Source organism: Trinickia sp. (assembly GCF_051953405.1).
GTDB lineage: Bacteria > Pseudomonadota > Gammaproteobacteria > Burkholderiales > Burkholderiaceae > Trinickia.
Genome location: NZ_JBQCIV010000012.1, coordinates 33162 through 52999 on the forward strand (window position 1 = coordinate 33162; position 19838 = coordinate 52999).

Sequence of the window (19838 nt, forward strand, 5' to 3'; positions counted from 1 at the left end):
GTTAGCCCCCGCTATTCAAGCTCTGTTCTGCCGCATTGACACCATATTGGCCATCGCGAGCGACCCGTCCCGCTGCGATGCTCTCTTCTTTCCGTAAAAACACGCCTGCCGCCGTCGCACGCAAGCGCCGCGGTACGGTCAACAACGCGCACAGCAAGACGATCGGGCCGACCTGAGGCAGATTCAAATGTGGGTTGAAGTACTCGTAGAACGGCAACAACCACGCCAATCCCAGCACCTCTTGTTCCGCCCAAAGCCAGCCCTCCTCGAACCCTAGCGATGCGAGGCATGCCAGCGCGATGCCGAGCCACGTCAGCTCGTAGTGCCAAACGTAAGGATTGGCGATCAATGTCGAAATGACCAGAACCGAACAGCGCAGTCGGGCGTCAGTCGTTCTTCTCCAGACGCGACACGCAATCGCGATGGCGGCGACCGCCACCCACGCCTGCCCACACTCGGCGAGCGCGATTCCGACGCCGTTCAAGCGAAGCGCGGCAAATGTCGTTGGGGAGGCCAACCAGAAATGAAAATAATGTTGAATGACGACGCTGCGCTGGATATCCGCGTTGAGAAGGAACAAGTGCGCCGCCTCCCCCCCAGCCGCGAGCAGACCAACCACGGTAATCGCCAACGCGCTGAGCGCGGCAGCCAAAAAAGCTCGCCAAGCCCCTGCCGCGATCAACACGAAAGGAAACACGATCGCCATCTGCGGCTTGATCGCGAGCAGGCCGATACACAGACCGGCGAGTACCGGTTTGCGATCCACCCAATACACGGCCAGCGCAGCGAACGCCGCGGTCAGCAATGAGTTCTGCCCCGCCAGCGCGGCGACGAATACGCTCGGGGAACCCACCACGAACAGAGCGGCCAGGCGCGGATTTCCGATCGTCCGGCCGAGCCCCGACACGCGCAATGCCGCAACGGTGAACAGCAGTGCACCGACGCCGATGAACAACAGATAGGAGAGCGCGAACGGAAGCAATGCAAGAGGGGCGACGACGAACAGGAACGCCGGTGGATAGAGCCAGGGTAGAAAGTGGCTCGACTGCATGCCGGGCAGGAGCAGCGCTTCGGCCTTGGCGAACGCGAGGTGGTTATACACTTGCCACGGCGAACCGTGCAGCACGACGTGCGACGCCACCCAGAACACGGCGAAGTCGATGCCCGGGCGAGCGACATCCGACCGATGGAAACCGTCCGTGGTCCACGCCCAGGCGCTCAGCATGATGGCGTAGATCGCGATCATGACGCAGCTGTAGAGCAGCAACCGGCTCTGCGTCAACCAGCCGCGCGCGCGGCGGTCGCCGCCGCGCTTCCCCCGACCCGAACAGTACATGTCTTTCGCCTAGTGTGGCCATCACCCGAAATGCGGTGAGCCGGTCCCTATCGGTTTTTCTTTTGGTTCGTATAGCGCGATTTCGCTCCGGATAGTTCGTGTGCGAATCGCTTGGCCCATTGTTGGCAGAAACGAAATGGGCTTTCAAGAGAGTTTTCCCCTTGGCGATGCGAAGCATCGTGCGGGTACGTGCGGTAGCGCACGCCCGCCTTCCGGCGCGGGAATCCATCGCTCGCGGCGGCACGTTTCAACATCGATACACTTCCGGCAACCCCGTCCCCGGGCGGACTGCCATACGCGCGAAGGATGATGGGCATTCACATCCATCCGCCTCGACTCCAGCAAATCGGGCCTGCATGAGAACCATGAGCAGTCCGCGCGTCGCACGATTGGATACGCCCAACCTCGAAAACACCTCTCGTTTGTCGCACACCTGAGACAGTCAGTCCAAAAACCGCGTGACGCACGGCGGCACGATTTGCCGGAACCGTTGCAAATCAAAGGATTGCGGACGCTGGTCTGGACCTTGCCTTGGTAGCCGCGCAGTCGACGACATGACGACCCAGTGATTCGGACCACTCGACAAAGAACGAGCTGAAGAACCACAAATGGGCGTAGTCCGAGGGGAGGACCTTCCCGTTCCCGCCACCCATCCGGATGGCGGGAATGCGGCAGGGACCGAGGTGAATCGCCGACTGACACGTTGGCATCGGGCTAGACCGGATGCCGGAGCAAAGCGCTGAACACCCGGGGGGGATCAGCATGCGTACCACGGACCGACACGGTGTATCTCCTGTCGCAACGACGAGAGGAGCCGCACGCATCGAGCGCATTGTCCGCCATGCGCTTACGGCAGAGCGCCATTGTGCGTGGGCCCTGCCTCTTCTGCGCTTCATGCACGGCATCGCGCTGCATGAATCCCTATTCGCGACACCCGAGCTTCGACCGGTTCACGCACGTATCCGTCGGCCGACCGATGGCCCAGGTTTTTTCCAGCAGTACCTCTAGCAGTACCTTCCCGAAGCCAATCCCGGCGAGGGCTTTGTCACTCTGTATGTCATGGAGACTCAGAAAATGCAAACCATCATCAACCAAGCAAAGCGTTTCCTTCGCGACGAAGACGGCGCCACGATGGTCGAGTACGCACTCATGCTCGCCCTCATCGCCGTCGTCTGTATCGCGTCTGTCGGCTTGATCGGCACCAGAGCGAACACATTGTTCGGCAATATCGCGACCGACCTTTGATGGACTTCGGCGGACCGAGCCGCTAAGCCGGCTCGTCCGCCATCTTCCGAGGGGTAGGTTTTCAATTGGTCGAAACCGCCAGGTCTCTTTTGACAGGGGAGTGACAAATGCAAAGCTTTCTCACGCGGGCACAGCGCTTCATGCGCGACGAGGACGGCGCCACCATGGTCGAGTATGCACTCATGCTCGCACTCATCGCGGTCGTATGTATCGTCGCCGTTGCCGCGATCGGCACGGGTGCGAACGGGATGTTCACCACGATCAGCAACGATCTTTGATCCGCGGTGATACAGACACGTTTCAAGGTGATCGCGAATGCACTGTGGCAAGACGAACGGACCCGCTCCCCGAGCGTTCGTTCGTTTTTCTCCAAACACCCACGTACTCAATGGCAACGTGCCGAAGGAGTGGACCGTGAACGCAAATATCTTCTTTCGACGCCCCATCGTGCGGGCCCTAATTGGCCCTGCGCAACGCTCCCGCGCGATCGATAAGGCAAGCGCCTTTCTCCGCGACGACAGCGCTGCAACGATGGTCGAGTACGCATTCATGGTGATGCTGATCGCGCTCGTATGCGTGGCAACCATTTCATCGATCGGCTCGAAGCTGAACACTGTCTATAACACCGTCGCCAACGATTTTTGAAAGCAGGTTTGAGCGCAGTTCAAGCGCGCGATCCGAGCGACCACTGCAAGCCAACCAACCGGACCGAGGTTCTTGATGTTGACCCTACCCCTACCGCCACAACCGATCCCGCCTCTCGTGGTAGGACTGGTCATTTTGACCGCGAGCACGGATATCGTTTGCCGTCGCATCCCGAATCCGTTGATCGCGATGGGCCTCGTTGCCGCGTTCATGGTTCAGGCATTCCTTCTCGGGCCTGTGACGGGTTTGGGCGATGCGTTGGCAGGTGCCCTGACCGGCTTTGCCCTCCTAATTCCGTTGTACCTGCTCCGCGCAACCGGGGCCGGCGACGTCAAGCTGCTCGCCATGATCGGCGCATGGGTCGGCCCCACGATGATTCTCTATGTTGCGCTGGTGTCCTTCATCATCGGCGGCGTGTGGTCGATCGCCTGGACGCTCTTGCGCGGCCGCATGCAGCAGTTTCTGTTGAATCTTTGGTCCCTCGCACACGGCGGCTGGCGTTTGCAACAAGACGGAGCGGGCGTTTCGTCCGGTATCAAGTCAGTCGGGACCTTGCCCTATGGCGTCTCCATTGCCGCCGGCACGTTGGTCGTGCTTTTTATGTCGGCGGTCTAAGGACCAATAGGCAAACGCAGTACGAGACAAGCAATGGGGTGCACACCGTCGTTCACGGCTGCATTCCAACCGATAACTATCCGGGGGTTGGACATGGACGGACACAACATCGAACAGGGCAGCTCGGCGCACATCACGCGCCTGCCTGAGCCGCCGGTCCTGCGCGCGCGCAATACCGAGGCGGCGCCGGCTGGGCTGCGCGCACCGCGCACACTGGAAGACACCGGCTTGCCGCCCACGTTCGTCGGCCGTCTCATTCTCAAATCCACGCTGCTGAACGGCAAATCGACGTTCTCCGATTTGTCCGAGCGCCACCGGCTGCCCATTGCCGTCTTGGAAGATGTGCTCCAGTTCCTCGTGCGCGAGCATCTCGCGGAGATCACGCACCGTGGCGCGACCGATATCGATGTGACGATGCGTCTGACCGAGGCCGGCCGCACGCTCGCCGCCGACGAGTTGGCCCGCTGCAGCTACTGCGGCCCCGCGCCCATCGCGTTCGAGCAATACGCCGAAGTCGTACGCGAGCATTCGGTCCGTAAGCAGCGCATTACGCAAGCCGATGTCCATGCCGCATTCGGCGAAGTACGGGTCAACCATGCTCTGCTCGATAGCGCCGCAGCCTCGCTCAATGCGGGACGGCCTCTGCTGATGTACGGGCCCGCCGGCAGCGGCAAGACGTTCATCGCCGAACGGCTCGGCAAACTGCTGCGCGGCGATGTACCGATTCCCTACGCGCTTTTTATCGGCGGCGAGATCGTGCAGCTTTTCGATCCTCTCGTCCATCAAGAGGCCTCCTCCGCCGCCCAGAACGCTATCGGCGACAAGCGGTGGCGCCTATGCCGCCGGCCGGTCATCATCTCCGGCGGCGAGCTGACGCTCGAAGGGCTGGATCTACGCTACGACGTCAACGCAGGCTTCTACCAAGCGCCGCCGCACCTGAAGGCGAACATGGGCCTATACATCGTCGACGATCTAGGGCGTCAGCGTGTAGCGGCGCACGAACTGCTCAACCGCTGGATCATGCCGCTCGATCGCGGCATCGATCTCTTCACGCTGCAGTCCGGCACACGCTTTACGGCACCGTTCGACGTGTGGCCCGTGTTCTCGAGCAACCTCGACCCGGCGCAGATCGGCGACGAAGCCTTCCTCCGGCGCCTGGGCTCGAAGCTTCAAATCGGCCCGCTTTCGATCGACGACTACCGCGCCGTCTTCGACGCGTGCTGTGCATCGATCGGCTACAAGATGCCGCAGCCGGCATTCGATTACTTGCTGCACGACCTGCATATGGCAACGAACAAGCCATTTCTCGCGTGCTACCCGCGCGACCTGCTCCACCTGCTTGCGGCTTCCGCGGAATATCGCGGCGCCGCGCGCGAAGTGACCGAGGACGGGCTCCTCGAGGCATGGCAGAGCTATTTCGGCGATGTCGGAAGTCGCAACGGGCCTCATCCGCCCGCCATGAAGCAGCCCGATAAACGACTGGCGGCGCGTTGAACCGCGTTCGTCTCTTGATCCACGAGGAGTCTTGCCATGAAAAATAGTCGCGCTCTCACCATGCTGGCGTTGGCGATGATCGCCGGCCTTGCCGCCGTCATCTTTGCGTCCCGGTGGCTCATCCACACCTCGTCGAGTGCGCTGACACCCGTTGCAGTCGCGAGGGACGACATCAATCTCGGCCAGCCGCTCAACGTCAACATGGTCCGCATCGTCAACTGGCCGAGCGGCAGCGTGCCGCCGGGCTCGTTCACGGATATGAAATCGCTGGATGGACGCGTGCTGCGCACGAGTCTCGCTCGCGGGGAGCCGGTGCTCGAAACGAAGCTCGCGCCGATCGGCACGAAAGGCGGCCTGTCCGCCGTGATCGACAAAGGCGACCGCGCCATCACCGTGCGCGTGAACGACGTGGTGGGCGTGGCGGGCTTCGCGCTGCCGGGCAACTATGTCGACGTCATCGTCAACACGCAAGAGCCCGGAAAGGGCGACCAGCAGAGCATTTCGAAGATCGTGCTCGAAAAGATTCTGGTGTTGGCCGTCGCACAGCAGGTGAGCCGCGACGACACGCAGCCGAAAGTCGTCAACGCGGTCACGCTTCAAGTGTCGCCCGACCAGGCGGAAAAGCTCGACCTCGCACGCAGCGTCGGCACGTTATCGCTCGTCCTGCGCAATCAAGTGGATAAAGACCAGCTCGCCACGAAGGGCGCGACCAAGCTCACCCTGCTCGGTCTTCCCGTCGCAGCATCGGCGCCCGCGCCGGCAGCCGCACCGGCCAAGACCACCCGTGTGCGCTATGTGGAAGCCCGGCCTGCCCCGCGCGCCAAACGCGATTGCATTGGCGTTCTGTCGGGCGTAACAGGCAGCGAGGAATGCTTTTAGCGGTGAATGTCGTGCGCACGTGAGGGACCGGCGTGCGCATGACAAGCACATGCACAAATAAACGCAAAAAACACGACAGCATCAATCAACGAAGTACAGGTATCGCCGATATCGGTAACCGGGGGGTATCACCAAATGGATACGAGAACAAAGTTCAATTCGGGCCGAGGCCCGCGGCGCTGCAAGAGCCGCAGCGCGCTGTTCGCGGCACTCGTCACGGCCGGCGTGATTTGCGCGCAGCCCGCCATCGCCAAGGAGCCTTTCCGGGCCGCTGCGGACCCGAAAGCAGCAGCGCCAGCCGCACAGCCGCTGCGGGGCCCAAGCTGCACCGGCGAAGTGCGCGAAGGCGCGAACGTCGTCGTGCCGGTAGGCAAGTCTACCCTCGTTCCGCTCGAGGAAGCCACAACCGCGCGAACGATCGGCAATCCGGTCGTGGCTCAGGCGACGCTGGTTTCGCCACGCACGCTCTATATCGTCGGCATGTCCGTCGGTACCACCAACATGATCATCCAGGGCCGTAGCGGCGCCTGCCAGATGATCGACGTCATGGTTGGCGTCGACGCGGACGGCTTGCAGCATACGTTGAGGCAATTGATGCCCAACGAGCGCGGCATTCGCGTCACGACCGCGGCGGGCAATCTCGTGCTGTCGGGGAATGTCTCGAATGCGCCGGCCGCCCAACAGGTGGTACAAATCGCCACGGCCTACGCCGCGTCGCAGCCTACCCAGCAATCGCAATCGAGCACATCGAACGTAGGCGGCGCCTCGTCGACTCAGCAGGTTTCGACGTCCGGCGGATCGACGGGCGTGCTCAACATGATGACGGTCGATTCGCCGCAGCAAGTCATGCTCGAAGTCAAAGTGGCGGAGGTGGCGAAGACCCTCGTCAATAAGATGGGTTCGTCGCTTAACCTTCAAGGTGGCTTCGGCAGCTGGACGGGTGCCCTGGTCAGCAGCTTGCTGAGCGGCGCACAGTCCGCCATTGCGGCCAGCAAAGCCAACAGGCTGCCGTTCGCGGGAGAAATCGACGCACAAAAGGATGACCAGCTCACCAAGATCCTCGCCGAGCCCAACCTCGTGACGGTCAGCGGCCAGGAAGCGTCATTCCTCGCCGGCGGCCGCGTGTTCATCCCCATCCCGCAAACGAGCACAGGCGGTTCGAACACGATCACGCTGCAGGAAGAGGAGTTCGGCGTGGGCCTGAAGTTTACGCCGACGGTGCTCGCCAACGGCCGGATCAATCTGAAAGTGGCGCCGGAGGTATCGGACCTGTCGCCCACCGGCGTTGCGGTGTCTGCGACCGGCGTGAATGCGACGTCGATCCTCCCGCTCATCACCACGCGCCGCGCTGCAACGACGGTACAGATGAACGACGGCGAATCGTTCGCGATCGGCGGCCTCATCGGGAACAACATCACCGGCAGTTTGAAGGCGTTCCCGGGGCTAGGCGAGGTGCCGGTTATCGGCGCACTGATGCGCAGCACGAACTTCCAGCAGGACCGCACCGAACTCGTGTTCATCATCACGCCGCACCTCGTCAAGCCGATGGCGAACCCGAACCTGCCGTTGCCGACGGACAGCTTCACGCAACCGAACGAGGTGGACATCTACGCCACCGGCAACATGGAAGGCCGTGGCGCCAAGCGGCGCACGAGCGCCGCTACCGCGCCGAACACGTCGGCGGCACCGACGAGCCAATCGACGCAGCAGCTTGCCGCACCGGCGGGCACCACGCCGGCACCGAGCGCTCCGCCGTCAAGTTCGACGACGCAGCCGCCGGCAGCGGTCGCGCCCAGCGAAACGGAGTCGACATCGTCCGCGCCATCGCCTTCACCGGCCGTCTCCCAACCCGTGCCGACCGCCGATGTCACGGCCGCGCGCCTGGATGCAGCGGACAAGCGCGGCGAGCTCGCGATGTCGAAAGAATCGAACGATTCAGCCAAGCAGTAACGCTTGAGCCAAGGGGAATCTCATGAAACTCAATCAGTATCTTTTCGCACGCCGGGCACTCCTTATCGTCGCGGCCCCAGCCTGCGCCGCGCTCGGCGGCTGCATGACGAGTACGCCGATCTGGGACGCGCACTTCGGGGAAGCGGTCAGAACCGTGACGCAAGCGCAAGTCATCGATCCCGATGCGGGCACTCATCACCCGTCGACAGCGGGGATCGACGGCAAGGCCGCCGATTCCGCGATGGGCCAGTATCAGAAGTCGTTCGAAACACCGCCTCCGACGTTCACGCCGCTCATGATCGGTGTCGGCACCGGCGGCGGCGGTGGCGGCGGAGGTCAGTGAACCAACATATCGAGGGGGAGAAGTCATCATGCGTCGCCAATGGAAATCAGGCATACCACGCAGGACTCGACGCACTCAAGGCGGCGCGGTGGCGGTCATCGTCGCGTTGTCCCTTGCGGTGCTGATCGGGGTCGTCGGGCTCGCGCTCGATCTCGGCAAGCTCTACGTCGTGAGAAGCGAGTTGCAAAACAGTGCGGACGCCTGCGCACTGGCCGCGGTTCGCGATCTCACGGGCGCCACGATCAACCTCTCGGTATCGGAGGCGGCCGGCATCGCGGCCGGCAGCCTCAACCGCGTGTTCTTTCAAAGCACGCAGGTACAGCTGGCAACGGACAGCAATGTGACGTTCAGCGATTCGCTGAGCAATCCGTTCCTGCCGAAGGGCTCGGTGGCCAAACCGTCAACGATGAAGTACGCCAAATGCACGACGTCGTTAGCGAATATTTCCAACTGGTTCGCCCAGGTGCTGAACGTGCTGCCGGGCAACTCGGTGGCCAACGCTTCAGTATCGACCGTGGCCGTCGCCACGATCAGCCCCGCTCAAACCACCTGTGCCATTCCCGTGTTCGTCTGCCAGGCGGGCACAGAGGTGAGTCCGCCGGTAGCCGGCGAGAGCTATACAAAGGGCCAATGGATCTTGTCCAAAGCCGGCTCGCCGCCCGCCTACGGGCCGGGCAATTTTGGCTGGGCAGCGCTCGACGGCAGCAACAACGCGGTTTCCATCAAGAATGAGCTGACCGGCAACTTCTGCGCGCTGCCGGCAGCCGGTTCGAGCGTCGGCTCGCCGGGCAACAAGATCACGGACACCGGTGCTTGGAACTCGCGCTTCGGCATCTATGCGAATCCCTATGCGCAATCGGCCGACACGCCGGATTTCACCGGATATGCCTATTCGACTTTAAATTCGTCCGGAAACAACGTTTATAGCGATTTCGTCACCAAGCGTTCGACATTCACACCCTATCAGGGGGACGCGGCTTTTGGTTTCACGGTGAGTGGCTCCTCGTCCGGGACGACTTATTCGGCCGGCGCCGACCGGCGGCTTGCTCTCGCCCCTGAAGTGGATTGCACCCAGTTGCTGAGCGGCCACAAGGCGAACATCGCTTGGTGGGATTGCGTGTTGATGCTCGATCCGATGGACAAGGCCGGCGACCCGGTTCACCTCGAATACGAAGGAAAGTCGACCGACGCAAGCGTGCCGTGCGCGACGGCCGGGATTCCCGGTGACGGTACCTCGGTCGGCCCGCTCGTTCCCGTGTTGGTTCAATAAGCGAGGCGACCATGAGAAGCCACCGCCCCACCCCTAAACGCATGCGCGGCGCAGCGATGGTGGAATTCGCCATCGTCGTCGTCCCGCTCCTGTTGCTCGCCTTGGGCGTGGCCGAATTCGGCCACGCAATCTACCAGTACGAAGCGCTGACCAAGGCGACACGCGATGCAACGCGTTTTCTATCGGCGTACCTGCCGACGGATCCCGCCTACCCGATCGCTAGCGCCCAATGTCTCGCTGTCTACGGCAACGCAACCTGCCCGAGCAGCACGGCAACGCCGCTCGTCAACGGGTTGACGACATCGATGGTCGTTGTCTGCGACGCGTCGCATACCGCCGGTTGCACCGATGCCTCCGACCCGCCGCAATTCTCGGGTGTCGCGACCTACGACACGAATAACGGCGCGTCCAACGGATCGCCGACGGGCAGCGTCAACCTCGTCGAAGTGAAGATCAAAGGTTATCCGTACACGCCGATCGAGACGTTCTTCAATCTGCAGGGGCTCGTCTTCGGCAACATCTTCACCGTGATGAGGCAAGCATCATGAAGCCGCGCACCCACTCTTTCGCCTGCCGGCAGCGCAAACAGCGCGGCGCGGCCATGGTCGAATTTGCGATTGTTGCCGCACTGTTTTGCACCCTGCTGGTCGGCATCCTCGAGTTCGGTCGCGTGCTCTTTTACTGGAATACCGCAAGCGAAGCCGTGCGACTCGGTGCGCGCACCGCCGCTGTCTGCGATGCCGATGCATCGGTCATCAAATCTAGGATCACCGGGTTGCTGCCTTTGCTCGCCTCGTCGAACGTGGCGCTCGCCTACACCCCGTCGGGATGCGATTCCGATCCGGCCACGGCGCGCAGTACTTGCACCTTCGTGACCGTCAGCGTCACCAACGTGAGCGTCAAGACGATGATCCCGTTCGTTCCGGTCACGCTCACCATGCCGCCGCTTACGACCACGTTGCCGCGCGAAAGTCTCGCGTCGTCGACGGGCGGCACCGTATGTCAATAATTCGATAGCTCGGGCAGAAAATCATGATCGATATCCTCAGCATTTCAAGCGACGCCTCGCGGCTTGCCCAGATCGCACGCCACATCGGCGAATGCGGCAGCTATAGGACGACGCGCATCGTGGGCACGCCCGCGCAGTTGGCTGAGCGCGGAGACAGCCTGGAGTCATTCGACGTGCTGATCGTCGATGCGGCCACGCTACAGGAGGCGCAATTACCCGTCATCGCGAATCTATGCCAGCGTCTCACGCGGCTGACCTGCATCTTGCTGACGCCCGACACATCGCAGCAGACGCTGATCGAAGCGATGCGCGCGGGCGTGCGCGATATTTTGCGCTGGCCGCTCGAGAAACACGCGCTGTGCGAAGCACTGCATCGCGTCGAAGAAAACCGCGTACTGCAGGGCGGCCATGTCACGCGCGTCTTGTCCTTTATGTCGTGCAAGGGCGGCGTGGGTACGACCTTCATCGCCTGCAACGTGGCGCATGCGCTCTCCGCGTTTCAAAAGAAACGCGTCCTGCTCGTCGATCTCAATCAACTGTACGGCGATGCATCGTTTCTTCTCTCGAGCGAAAACGCCCCTTCCACGCTGCCGCAAGTGTGCGGAAATATCGAGCGCATGGATTCGGCGTTCCTCGACGCGAGCCTCATGCATGTAAGCGACACGTTTCATCTCCTGGCCGGCGCGGGCGATCCCATCAAGGCGGCCGAAGTCCAAAGCGACCGACTCGAATGGATGCTCGGCGTCGCCGCGCCTCGCTACGACTTCGTCATCTTCGATCTCGGGCAGTCCATCAATCAGCTTTCGATCGTTGCGCTCGACCGCAGCGACGAAATCCATGTGGTGTTGCAGCCCGGCATGCTGTACGCCCGCGCCGGCCGCCGTCTCCAGGAAATTCTGACGTCGCTCGGCTATCCGCATCCGAATCTGCGCCTGCTGCTGAACCGATATACGCGCCACGCGGAACGCGAAAAGGCGGCGATCCAAGAGGTCCTCGATATGTCGCCTCATCTCGTGCTGCCCGAAGACAACGAAGTGGTGACCGAGGCGGTGAATCACGGCCTGCCCGTCTTCGAAGTCAACCGCAAGAGCGGCATCGCGCGCGGCTTGCAGCAATTCGCGGAAGAGATCGCCAAGGGAGCGACGGCCTCTACGCAAGGGCACAAGGAAACCGAGGCACGGCGCTCGGGTTTCTTCAGCCGCCTGGCCGCCCCTAAGCTCAAGACGTCCATGTAACGGATACAGATACAGAAACGCATACGGATCGGGGAGAACACCATGTCGCTACGTGAGCAAATTTCCAGTCAACTCGTGCAGCCGCTCAATGAACGCAACGCAGTAGGAAGCTCGCACAACGGCATGGCCCGCGGCGCCTATCAGAAGCTCAAGCGCGAGGTCCATGCGCTGGTGCTCGAGCGCGTCGAACTCGAACGCATCTCGCGCCTATCGCCCGATCTCGTTCGCCAGGAACTCACCGCACTGATCATGCGGATCCTCGAAGAGGAACGGGCGCCGGCCAACGATTTCGAGCGCAAGCAACTCGTCGTCGACGTCTACGACGAAATGTTCGGATTCGGTCCGCTGGAAACACTGCTGCGCGACCCAAGCATTTCCGACATTCTCGTCAATACGTTTCAACAAACGTACGTCGAACGCAAAGGACGCCTCGAACTGACCGACGTCACGTTTTACGACGACGCGCACCTGATGAAAGTGATCGAGAAGATCGTATCGCGCGTCGGGCGGCGTATCGACGAATCGAGCCCGATGGTCGATGCGCGGCTGCCGGATGGATCGCGCGTCAATGCCATTATCCCGCCCTCGGCCGTGGATGGGCCGCTTGTATCGATCCGGCGCTTCGCGGTCAATCCGCTGCAGGTGAAGGATCTCATCGAGCTGCAGACGCTGACCCCGCCCATGGCCGATCTGCTCGACGCGCTGGCGCGGGCCAAGGTCAACATTCTGATATCGGGCGGCACCGGCAGCGGCAAGACGACGCTGCTCAATATCTTGTCGGGCTTCATTCCGACAGACGAGCGCATCATCACGATCGAGGACGCGGCGGAACTTCAGCTTCGCCAGCCGCACGTGGCGAGGCTCGAAACGCGCCCGCCCAATATCGAGGGCCGCGGCGAGATCACGCAACGCACCCTCGTGCGCAACGCGCTGCGGATGCGCCCGGACCGGATCATCCTCGGCGAAGTGCGCGGTGCGGAAGCGCTCGACATGCTCGCGGCCATGAATACGGGCCATGAAGGGTCGCTCGCGACGATCCATGCAAATACCCCGCGCGACGCGCTCACGCGGCTGGAAAACATGATCAACATGGCCGGCATGTCGCTGCCGCCGAAGACGATGCGTCAGCAGATCGCATCGGCGATTCACGTCGTCATACAGGCGACGCGGCTCAATGACGGCCGGCGCAAGATTGTCAGCATCCAGGAACTGACTGGGATGGAGGGCGAAGTCATCAATATGCAGGAGATTTTCGCCTTCAAGCGCACGGGGGTCGATTCGAACGGGAACGTACGCGGTTATTTTTCCGCGACCGGCGTGCGGCCGAAATTCGTCGAGCGATTGCAAGCGTTCGGGATCAGCCTTCCCGATCACCTCTACGATCCCGCGCGGCGATTCGAAACCACGTAGCGAGACGGCCAGGCCCGCGCTCTTATCTATCGGAACCCAGGAGACTCGCATGGATTCGATCTTCTATGCCTTTATCGTCTTGATGTTCGTCGCCGTCGTGCTAGCGTTCGAGGCCATCTACATCTGGTGGAACAGCCGTCATGGCGTCGCGGCCAAGCGTATCGACTCTCGGATCCGTGCATTGTCCGCGGGCGGCCATGTGAACAAGGAGCGTTTGTCGATCCTGAAAGACGACCTGTTGAAGGACGCCAGCTTCTTCGACAATCTGATGATGCAGATGCCGCGGGCGAGGTCGCTCGACCTTTTGCTTCAGCAATCCGGGGCGCGCACGACCGTGTCGAAATTGGGCATCGCGGGCTTGATCATGGCGGTCGGCGCCTTCGCGCTCATGAGCTTTTTGCCTGTGCCCGAGGCAGCGGCCCCTGTTGCCGCGCTGCTGGCGGGCGCCCTTCCCTACCTACGCGTCGTTCGGCTTCGCAACAAGCGGATGCACAAGCTCGAAAAGCAGCTACCCGACGTCGCGGATACGCTGAGCCGCGCGCTGCGTGCTGGGCACTCGTTTGCCAGCGCCATCGGCATGGTGAGTGCGGAATTCGCGGAACCGATGGGCGGCGAATTTCGGATCACCTTCGATGAAATCAATTACGGCGTGCCCTTGAACGAGGCGTTGCTCAATCTGGCCAATCGGGTGCCGATCCGCGATTTGCGATATTTCGTCATCGCCGTGCTGATTCAGCGCGAAACGGGCGGCAATCTGGCGGAGGTGCTCGACGGTATCGGTTTGCTGATCCGCGAGCGGTTCAAGCTGTTCGACAAGGTGCGCGTCCTGGCGGCGGAAGGCAAATTGTCCGCCTGGGTGCTTGCGCTGCTTCCGTTCGTGACCGGCGGGGCCGTCATGATGTTCAACCCGCAATTTCTCCCCGTGCTTTGGCAGGATCCGATCGGCCAAAAAATGCTCGCCGCCATGGCGGTCATGATGGTGTCGGGCGTGATGTGGATGCGCAAGATTATCAAGATCCGTGTGTGAGTGCGCGAGCACTCGCCGCGACGCTGTTATAAGGGGGTGTCATGGATTCGCCCAATACGACGAACTTCGTTTTGCTGATTGGCCTTTTCGTCATCGTGTTCGCCGGCGCATTCGGCGCGATGATCTTCTTCGCGCCACGCGACATGCGCAAGCGCATCCAACAGGCCGGCGGGCCGCAAACGACGCTGCCTTCCGACGCGCAATCGCCGGGCTCGGCATGGCTCGAGAAGATCGCGACCATTTCGGGGCCTATTGCGAAGCTATCGATTCCCAAAGAGAACTGGGAAAAGTCGGCATTGCGGCTGCAACTGATGAATGCCGGCTGGCGATCGCCTCACGCAGCCGCTGTCTATTTTGCGGCCAAGACCGCACTGGCGCTGACGCTGCCGCTGATCGCGTTGCCCTGGCTGGCCACCAGCACGTTATCGACTACCCCAGTCCAGCTGATCGGCGCCCTGCTTTTGCTCGGGGCATTCGGCTACTACCTGCCGAACTGGGTGCTCAAGCGCCGCGTGGCCGCCCGCAAGCTCGCCATCTTCGAGGATTTTCCCGATGCGATCGATCTGCTGACCGTTTGCGTCGAGGCCGGCTTGGGGCTAGACGCCGCCATGTTGAAGGTAGCCGACGAGATCGAGCTGCGCAGCCCGATTGTGGCGAGCGAGCTTCAATTGATGCTGCTCGAATTGCGCTCGGGCTTCTCCAAGGAACAAGCGCTGCGTAACCTCGCTTTACGCACCGGCGTGGAAGATATCGAATCGTTCTGCACGATGCTCATTCAGGCCGAACGATTCGGCACGAGTATCGGCGATTCGTTGCGTGTGCTTTCCGACACGTTGCGCACGCGCCGCCAAATGCGCGCCGAGGAGCAGGCAGCGAAGATCGCTTTGAAATTGCTGCTGCCGCTGTGTTTCTGCATCTTTCCGGCGATGTTCGTGGTGTTGCTGGGGCCGGCAATCATTCAGGTCTACCGGGTGCTGTTGCCGATCATGAACGGCACAGGCATATAAGCGCGCTCCCAAGGAAGCGGCGCGTGTCGTAGACTGTCGTGCAACCTTGAACGAGGAGCACGACATGATCCGTAAAACGCGCAACGCTTCGCAGTTGCAGGACGAAGTGAGCCGCCGTCTTCATCGTATTCACGAGATCGTGGAAGACGGCGCGAAGATTCGGGTGCCGCGTCCCCAAAAACAAGCGCCCGACGCAAGCGGCTGCAATTGGACGATGAAGCATTTCGGCAATGCGGTGGGGTACGAGCGATTCGTCGACGAGGTGCTCACGGCCGTGCGGGCCGAATACAACCTGTCCGACGCCGACGATACGAAAGACATCCGCAGCCTGTTCGGCGAGTAAGGCCGGCCCGGCCCATCGCCCATCGAGCGCACCGTGTCGCGCCGCCGGCCCCGCAAGCGGCGGTCATGCCATCGACATCGCCCATGTCCACTCGCCCCCTAAAGCCTGGTATAGCCGGCACGCTCTGGCCCGCCATCGTCGCGCAAACGGCCCGCGCGCTCGAATGCGGCGCCCTGCGTCCCATCGAAACGGTACAAGCGACGCTCGCCGACAGCGGCGTGCGCTTCGTCGTCCGGCAAGTCACGAGTTTGCTTCGCAAACCGAGCGCGCCGCCATCGTCGCCGCAGCCGTTCGTCGATCCCTTCCTCCCGCACGACCCAGACCTGTTTGTCGCCGATCTTTCGGCGACGCATTTCGCGCTGCTCAACAAGTTCAACGTCATCGATCATCACTTGCTGATCGTGACGCGCGCATTCGAACCGCAGCAAGCGCTGCTCGATCTGGACGATTTCACGGCCTGGTTCGCTTGCCTGTCGGCGTTCGACGGGCTCGGCTTTTACAATGGCGGACGCGAGGCGGGAGCGAGTCAACCGCATAAGCATTTGCAAATCGTGCCGCTGCCGCTAGGCGACGCTGGGCAAGCGCTGCCGATCGACCCGCTGATCGAAGCCGCAACCTTCGAAGGTTCGGTCGGGACGTTGCCGGGGCTGCCGTTTCGCCACGCGTTCGCCCGGCTAACGCCTGTACCCTTGGCGCAAGCGGCGACGCAGGCCCTGCAGCGTTATCGCCTCTTGCTCGATGCGGTGGGGCTATCGGCGGTCGATGTCGGCGGCCGTGCGCACCAGTGCGCGCCCTACAACTTGCTCGTGACGCCAGGATGGATGCTGCTCGTGCCGCGCAGCGCCGAGAAGGCGGACGGCATCGCCGTCAATTCGTTGGGCTTTGCAGGCTCGCTGTTCGTGCGCGACGCGCAGCAACTCGAAACGTTGCGGCATATCGGGCCGATGGCGCTCTTGCGCCGCGTCGGACTGCCGCGCGTCGATATCGCCTAGCGGCGAGACGGTCGCTCGTTTGCCGAATCGGTTTCCCCTTACGCGATTCGCGAGTTTCTTATCACAATGTGGTGCGGCGGGCGAAATTGGCCTTTGGCCGGCTTTGCGCCAGCGAAGGCCGTTTGCGACAAGCTTTATCATAATGGGGTTACCCGTTATCTCTCGAACGACGATCCACTCGATGTCAGTCCTTGCCGCCTCGAAGAAGCAGCCTCTATGGTTCGTTCGCGTCGCGTTTGCCTCCCTCGCGTTGGCCCTCGCCGCCTGCGCCGCAACCCCGCCGGCCCCGCAACACGCTTACGTCGATCCGGTCGGCTTGTTTCCCATGGCCGACTACGACCAAAACGTCGACCATTGGATCGACCCGGCGAGCGCCACTTACGACACCCCATTTTTGAGCCCAGCGGAGCAGCACGCGCATTGGCGCGCCTATCTGGCGCGCTATTTCGGCACCGGCGAGCACAACGCGTCGCCGTGGAATCCGGCCTTCATCGCGAATCGCCTATACGGTCAGGGCGGCGCCGACATCGTCGATCTGCAGTTGCGGCGCATCGGCAGCTACGACAATGAAGGCAAGTCGCCGCGCACGATCGGATATGGACAGAACTTCCGCCCGCACACGGAAGCCTGGATCGACGACATCGAGCGCAACATGAACGTGCAGCAGTTCGCCAAAGCGCCCCACTACGTGCCAAACGCGCGAGCCATTGCGACCGATGCGCTGCTCGTGCGCGAATTGCCGACGATGGATCCCTCGTTCTATTCGCACCGGCTCGCGGGTCAGGGCTATCCCTTCGACAACCTGCAAATTTCGTCGATCCGCCCCGGTACGCCGCTCTATGTGCTGGGTCATAGCATCGACGGTGCGTGGGACTACGTGCAGACGCCCGACGTGCAAGGCTGGGTACAGGCGAGCGGGGTGGGGTTCGTCGACGATGCGTTCGTTTCCACCTGGGCCGGTCGCCCCGATGATGGCTGGGGCGTGGTGATTGCCGCGTCGACGCCGGTGAGCGATGCGCGCGGCACGTTTCGATTCAATGCGACGGCGGGGACCATGTTGCCGATCACGCCCTATCCGGGAACGCCGGCAGCCAGCGCACGCGAATTTGCCGTCCTGGTCCCCGCTCGCGAGATCGACGGCCGCGCGGTCATCCGGCAAGCACAATTGCCCGATACGGCCATTGCCCCCGCCCCGATCGCCGCGACGCCGCATCATTTGGCCATGCTGATCAAAGCGCTGATCGGCCGCCCCTACGGCTGGGGCAACATGAATTTCTACAACGACTGCTCTTCCGAATTGCAGAGCATCTTCGCGGCGTTCGGCGTTTGGTTGCCGCGCCATTCGTCGGCGCAGATGACGGCCGGCGAGATGACCGACTTAACGTCGCAAACGCCCGAACAACGGCTCGATTATTTGATCGAGCACGGCAAGCCGATGCGGACGCTGATTTATATCGGCGGCCACGTCATGCTCTATCTGGGTAGCACGACGCGCGACGGGCGCACCGTGCCGCTCGTCTATCAGGACATTTGGGGGCTCTCGGCGGATCACAACAGCCGCCGGTCGGTGATCGGCGGCTCGGTGATTTTTCCGCTGCTGCTGAAGATTCCCGAAGACCCGAGGCTCCATTCGCTTGCGGCCACGCACACCTTTCAGATCAGCGTGCTCGGCGTGCCGAGCGGCGCGACGCCGCCGGCTAGCGAGGAGAATCCGGCGAGTTGAGCGGTGGGCGGCTTACGGATCGCGCGCCTGCAATGAGGGGCCCACCGTTGCGCGCGAATCGCCCCTAAAATCATGGCATGCTTATCGCTGAAAAACGATTTTTCGCGTCGCCACGCGCCCGATCGGACGCGCATCCGACAGGACGAACTACATGAAATCAATACTCAAGCTTCCATCATTGTCGTGCGTACTCGCGCTCTCCCTCACCGGCTGCGTCATGAGCAGCGTCCAGCCGGGCCCGCGCGCGCATCTCACGCCAACCCAATGCAGCGATCTCACCGCGCTTCGACACCACGAGCCGCTCACCCGCGAGCGCAACGCGAGCGAAATCGCCGCGCTCAGGGAAGCCGGGTACGATCCGTCGCCGTTGTTCGACGATCCCTACTACCCGGACGATCTGCAGGCAGCGCAGCGCCTAGTCGACTACTGGTACCAGACGGAGTGCCGGCCCACCCAATCGAATTGACTCGTTAGAAAGAAGCGATGACACGCCGGCCCTGGAGCGGGGCCGAAGGCATATTCCCGTGCGGCAACAGACTTTACATACTGTTACCCCGCCCTCGCGTACAGCCGATTAGGCTTTCCTTATACTCCGACCCGCAATGCTTCATCGCGCGTTGCGAGCCCCTAAATCGATACGCGAAACACCATGAAACGCCCCACGCTAACCCGCACCCTTCTCCTCGTTCCGCTCGTCGCGTTGTCCGCGTCGACGCTCACCGGCTGCGTCGCGCCGGGGCCGTACGGAACGTATGGCGCGCAACCGCAATACGCTCAGCCCGCTTACTCGCAACCCACTTACGCACAACCGGCCTACGCCCCGCCGCCGCAACCGGCCTATGAGCCGCAGCCCGAGCCCGCCTACGGTCAACAACCCGGCGGCTATGGCGAGCAATACGGCACGATCGCAGGCATCCGCCCGATCGGCGGCGCCACGAGCCCTTCGGGCGTGGCGGGCACCGTCGTCGGCGCGGTGGTGGGCGGCGTGCTCGGCAACCAGATCGGCCGCGGACATGGACGCGACGCGGCCACCGTCATCGGCGCGCTCGGCGGCGCCGTGGCCGGCAATCAGATCGGACAAAACATGGGGCAGCCCTCCGGCTACCGCGTCGATGTCCAACTGAGCGACGGCACCATGCGCGCGTTCGACATGCAAACGCCAGGCGATTTGCGGCCGGGCGACCGCGTGCGCATCGACGGCAATCAGATCTCGCGATACTAAAGCGCGACTGAAGCGGCGCTAAAGCGGCGCCGAAAAGTTAGAAGTCGGCCGGCCCGCAAGTGCCTTCAGTACGAATACCTAGGTACACGACAA

21 protein-coding genes are annotated in these 19838 nt (G+C 62.4%); 20 read left to right on the forward strand and 1 reads right to left on the reverse strand.

Going from position 1 to position 19838, the window contains the following annotated elements; translation table 11 throughout:
- Nucleotide 1 precedes the first annotated feature (1 nt).
- Nucleotides 2-1336 (reverse strand): glycosyltransferase family 87 protein, encoded by a 1335-nt coding sequence (locus ACTHN9_RS02440; protein ID WP_440535156.1) that lies wholly within the window; start codon nt 1334-1336, stop codon nt 2-4.
- Nucleotides 1337-2410: 1074 nt separating this feature from the next.
- Here ACTHN9_RS02440 and ACTHN9_RS02445 point away from each other — a divergent pair.
- The 20 genes from ACTHN9_RS02445 to ACTHN9_RS02540 all read left to right on the forward strand — a co-directional run bounded on the left by ACTHN9_RS02445 (nt 2411) and on the right by ACTHN9_RS02540 (nt 19745).
- Entirely contained in the window at nt 2411-2581 is a 171-nt protein-coding gene (locus ACTHN9_RS02445) for a Flp family type IVb pilin (protein ID WP_440535157.1), read from the forward strand.
- 107 nt (nt 2582-2688) lie between these two features.
- Nucleotides 2689-2859 (forward strand): Flp family type IVb pilin, encoded by a 171-nt coding sequence (locus ACTHN9_RS02450; RefSeq protein ID WP_440535158.1) that lies wholly within the window; start codon nt 2689-2691, stop codon nt 2857-2859.
- Between the two features lie 136 nt (nt 2860-2995).
- Complete coding sequence (locus ACTHN9_RS02455; protein ID WP_440535159.1) at nt 2996-3226, forward strand: Flp family type IVb pilin; 231 nt, start codon at nt 2996-2998, stop codon at nt 3224-3226.
- A gap of 78 nt (nt 3227-3304) precedes the next feature.
- Entirely contained in the window at nt 3305-3841 is a 537-nt protein-coding gene (locus tag ACTHN9_RS02460; protein WP_440535261.1) for an A24 family peptidase, read from the forward strand.
- A 93-nt stretch (nt 3842-3934) separates the two neighbouring features.
- Nucleotides 3935-5335, forward strand: a complete 1401-nt coding sequence (locus tag ACTHN9_RS02465) for an ATP-binding protein (protein ID WP_440535160.1) — start codon at nt 3935-3937, stop codon at nt 5333-5335.
- A gap of 36 nt (nt 5336-5371) precedes the next feature.
- Nucleotides 5372-6214, forward strand: coding sequence for a Flp pilus assembly protein CpaB (cpaB, locus tag ACTHN9_RS02470; protein ID WP_440535161.1), 843 nt, complete (start codon nt 5372-5374; stop codon nt 6212-6214).
- 135 nt (nt 6215-6349) lie between these two features.
- The gene (locus tag ACTHN9_RS02475; protein WP_440535162.1) at nt 6350-8164 is read left to right on the forward strand and encodes a type II and III secretion system protein family protein; all 1815 of its coding nucleotides are present in this window, start codon (nt 6350-6352) and stop codon (nt 8162-8164) included.
- Nucleotides 8165-8186: 22 nt separating this feature from the next.
- Nucleotides 8187-8507 (forward strand): hypothetical protein, encoded by a 321-nt coding sequence (locus ACTHN9_RS02480; RefSeq protein ID WP_440535163.1) that lies wholly within the window; start codon nt 8187-8189, stop codon nt 8505-8507.
- A gap of 28 nt (nt 8508-8535) precedes the next feature.
- Entirely contained in the window at nt 8536-9777 is a 1242-nt protein-coding gene (locus ACTHN9_RS02485) for a pilus assembly protein TadG-related protein (protein ID WP_440535164.1), read from the forward strand.
- Nucleotides 9778-9818: 41 nt separating this feature from the next.
- A complete protein-coding gene (locus ACTHN9_RS02490) occupies nt 9819-10325 on the forward strand; it encodes a TadE/TadG family type IV pilus assembly protein (RefSeq protein WP_440535262.1) in 507 nt (168 codons plus the stop codon).
- Nucleotides 10322-10786, forward strand: coding sequence for a TadE/TadG family type IV pilus assembly protein (locus ACTHN9_RS02495; protein ID WP_440535165.1), 465 nt, complete (start codon nt 10322-10324; stop codon nt 10784-10786). The genes ACTHN9_RS02490 and ACTHN9_RS02495 overlap by 4 nt, the downstream gene beginning before the upstream one ends.
- A gap of 23 nt (nt 10787-10809) precedes the next feature.
- On the forward strand, nt 10810-12021 hold the full coding sequence (locus ACTHN9_RS02500) for an AAA family ATPase (RefSeq protein WP_440535166.1): 1212 nt from the start codon (nt 10810-10812) through the stop codon (nt 12019-12021).
- A gap of 42 nt (nt 12022-12063) precedes the next feature.
- Nucleotides 12064-13431, forward strand: coding sequence for a CpaF family protein (locus ACTHN9_RS02505; protein ID WP_440535167.1), 1368 nt, complete (start codon nt 12064-12066; stop codon nt 13429-13431).
- A 49-nt stretch (nt 13432-13480) separates the two neighbouring features.
- On the forward strand, nt 13481-14458 hold the full coding sequence (locus ACTHN9_RS02510; protein WP_440535168.1) for a type II secretion system F family protein: 978 nt from the start codon (nt 13481-13483) through the stop codon (nt 14456-14458).
- A 41-nt stretch (nt 14459-14499) separates the two neighbouring features.
- On the forward strand, nt 14500-15465 hold the full coding sequence (locus ACTHN9_RS02515) for a type II secretion system F family protein (RefSeq protein WP_440535169.1): 966 nt from the start codon (nt 14500-14502) through the stop codon (nt 15463-15465).
- A gap of 64 nt (nt 15466-15529) precedes the next feature.
- Complete coding sequence (locus tag ACTHN9_RS02520) at nt 15530-15808, forward strand: hypothetical protein (protein WP_440535170.1); 279 nt, start codon at nt 15530-15532, stop codon at nt 15806-15808.
- 83 nt (nt 15809-15891) lie between these two features.
- Entirely contained in the window at nt 15892-16800 is a 909-nt protein-coding gene (locus ACTHN9_RS02525) for an ATP adenylyltransferase family protein (protein ID WP_440535171.1), read from the forward strand.
- A gap of 181 nt (nt 16801-16981) precedes the next feature.
- Complete coding sequence (locus ACTHN9_RS02530) at nt 16982-18523, forward strand: SH3 domain-containing protein (protein ID WP_440535172.1); 1542 nt, start codon at nt 16982-16984, stop codon at nt 18521-18523.
- Between the two features lie 151 nt (nt 18524-18674).
- The gene (locus ACTHN9_RS02535) at nt 18675-18989 is read left to right on the forward strand and encodes a DUF4148 domain-containing protein (RefSeq protein WP_440535173.1); all 315 of its coding nucleotides are present in this window, start codon (nt 18675-18677) and stop codon (nt 18987-18989) included.
- A 183-nt stretch (nt 18990-19172) separates the two neighbouring features.
- The gene (locus ACTHN9_RS02540; protein WP_440535174.1) at nt 19173-19745 is read left to right on the forward strand and encodes a glycine zipper 2TM domain-containing protein; all 573 of its coding nucleotides are present in this window, start codon (nt 19173-19175) and stop codon (nt 19743-19745) included.
- Nucleotides 19746-19838: the final 93 nt, after the last annotated feature.

Coding starts and splice junctions, on each gene's coding strand:
- ACTHN9_RS02440 (WP_440535156.1), bottom strand. CDS start 1,336: ATGTACTGTTCGGGTCGGGGGAAGCGCGGCGGCGACCGCCGCGCGCGC.
- ACTHN9_RS02445 (WP_440535157.1), top strand. CDS start 2,411: ATGCAAACCATCATCAACCAAGCAAAGCGTTTCCTTCGCGACGAAGAC.
- ACTHN9_RS02450 (WP_440535158.1), top strand. CDS start 2,689: ATGCAAAGCTTTCTCACGCGGGCACAGCGCTTCATGCGCGACGAGGAC.
- ACTHN9_RS02465 (WP_440535160.1), top strand. CDS start 3,935: ATGGACGGACACAACATCGAACAGGGCAGCTCGGCGCACATCACGCGC.
- cpaB (WP_440535161.1), top strand. CDS start 5,372: ATGAAAAATAGTCGCGCTCTCACCATGCTGGCGTTGGCGATGATCGCC.
- ACTHN9_RS02475 (WP_440535162.1), top strand. CDS start 6,350: ATGGATACGAGAACAAAGTTCAATTCGGGCCGAGGCCCGCGGCGCTGC.
- ACTHN9_RS02480 (WP_440535163.1), top strand. CDS start 8,187: ATGAAACTCAATCAGTATCTTTTCGCACGCCGGGCACTCCTTATCGTC.
- ACTHN9_RS02485 (WP_440535164.1), top strand. CDS start 8,536: ATGCGTCGCCAATGGAAATCAGGCATACCACGCAGGACTCGACGCACT.
- ACTHN9_RS02490 (WP_440535262.1), top strand. CDS start 9,819: ATGCGCGGCGCAGCGATGGTGGAATTCGCCATCGTCGTCGTCCCGCTC.
- ACTHN9_RS02495 (WP_440535165.1), top strand. CDS start 10,322: ATGAAGCCGCGCACCCACTCTTTCGCCTGCCGGCAGCGCAAACAGCGC.
- ACTHN9_RS02500 (WP_440535166.1), top strand. CDS start 10,810: ATGATCGATATCCTCAGCATTTCAAGCGACGCCTCGCGGCTTGCCCAG.
- ACTHN9_RS02505 (WP_440535167.1), top strand. CDS start 12,064: ATGTCGCTACGTGAGCAAATTTCCAGTCAACTCGTGCAGCCGCTCAAT.
- ACTHN9_RS02510 (WP_440535168.1), top strand. CDS start 13,481: ATGGATTCGATCTTCTATGCCTTTATCGTCTTGATGTTCGTCGCCGTC.
- ACTHN9_RS02515 (WP_440535169.1), top strand. CDS start 14,500: ATGGATTCGCCCAATACGACGAACTTCGTTTTGCTGATTGGCCTTTTC.
- ACTHN9_RS02520 (WP_440535170.1), top strand. CDS start 15,530: ATGATCCGTAAAACGCGCAACGCTTCGCAGTTGCAGGACGAAGTGAGC.
- ACTHN9_RS02525 (WP_440535171.1), top strand. CDS start 15,892: ATGTCCACTCGCCCCCTAAAGCCTGGTATAGCCGGCACGCTCTGGCCC.
- ACTHN9_RS02530 (WP_440535172.1), top strand. CDS start 16,982: ATGTCAGTCCTTGCCGCCTCGAAGAAGCAGCCTCTATGGTTCGTTCGC.
- ACTHN9_RS02535 (WP_440535173.1), top strand. CDS start 18,675: ATGAAATCAATACTCAAGCTTCCATCATTGTCGTGCGTACTCGCGCTC.
- ACTHN9_RS02540 (WP_440535174.1), top strand. CDS start 19,173: ATGAAACGCCCCACGCTAACCCGCACCCTTCTCCTCGTTCCGCTCGTC.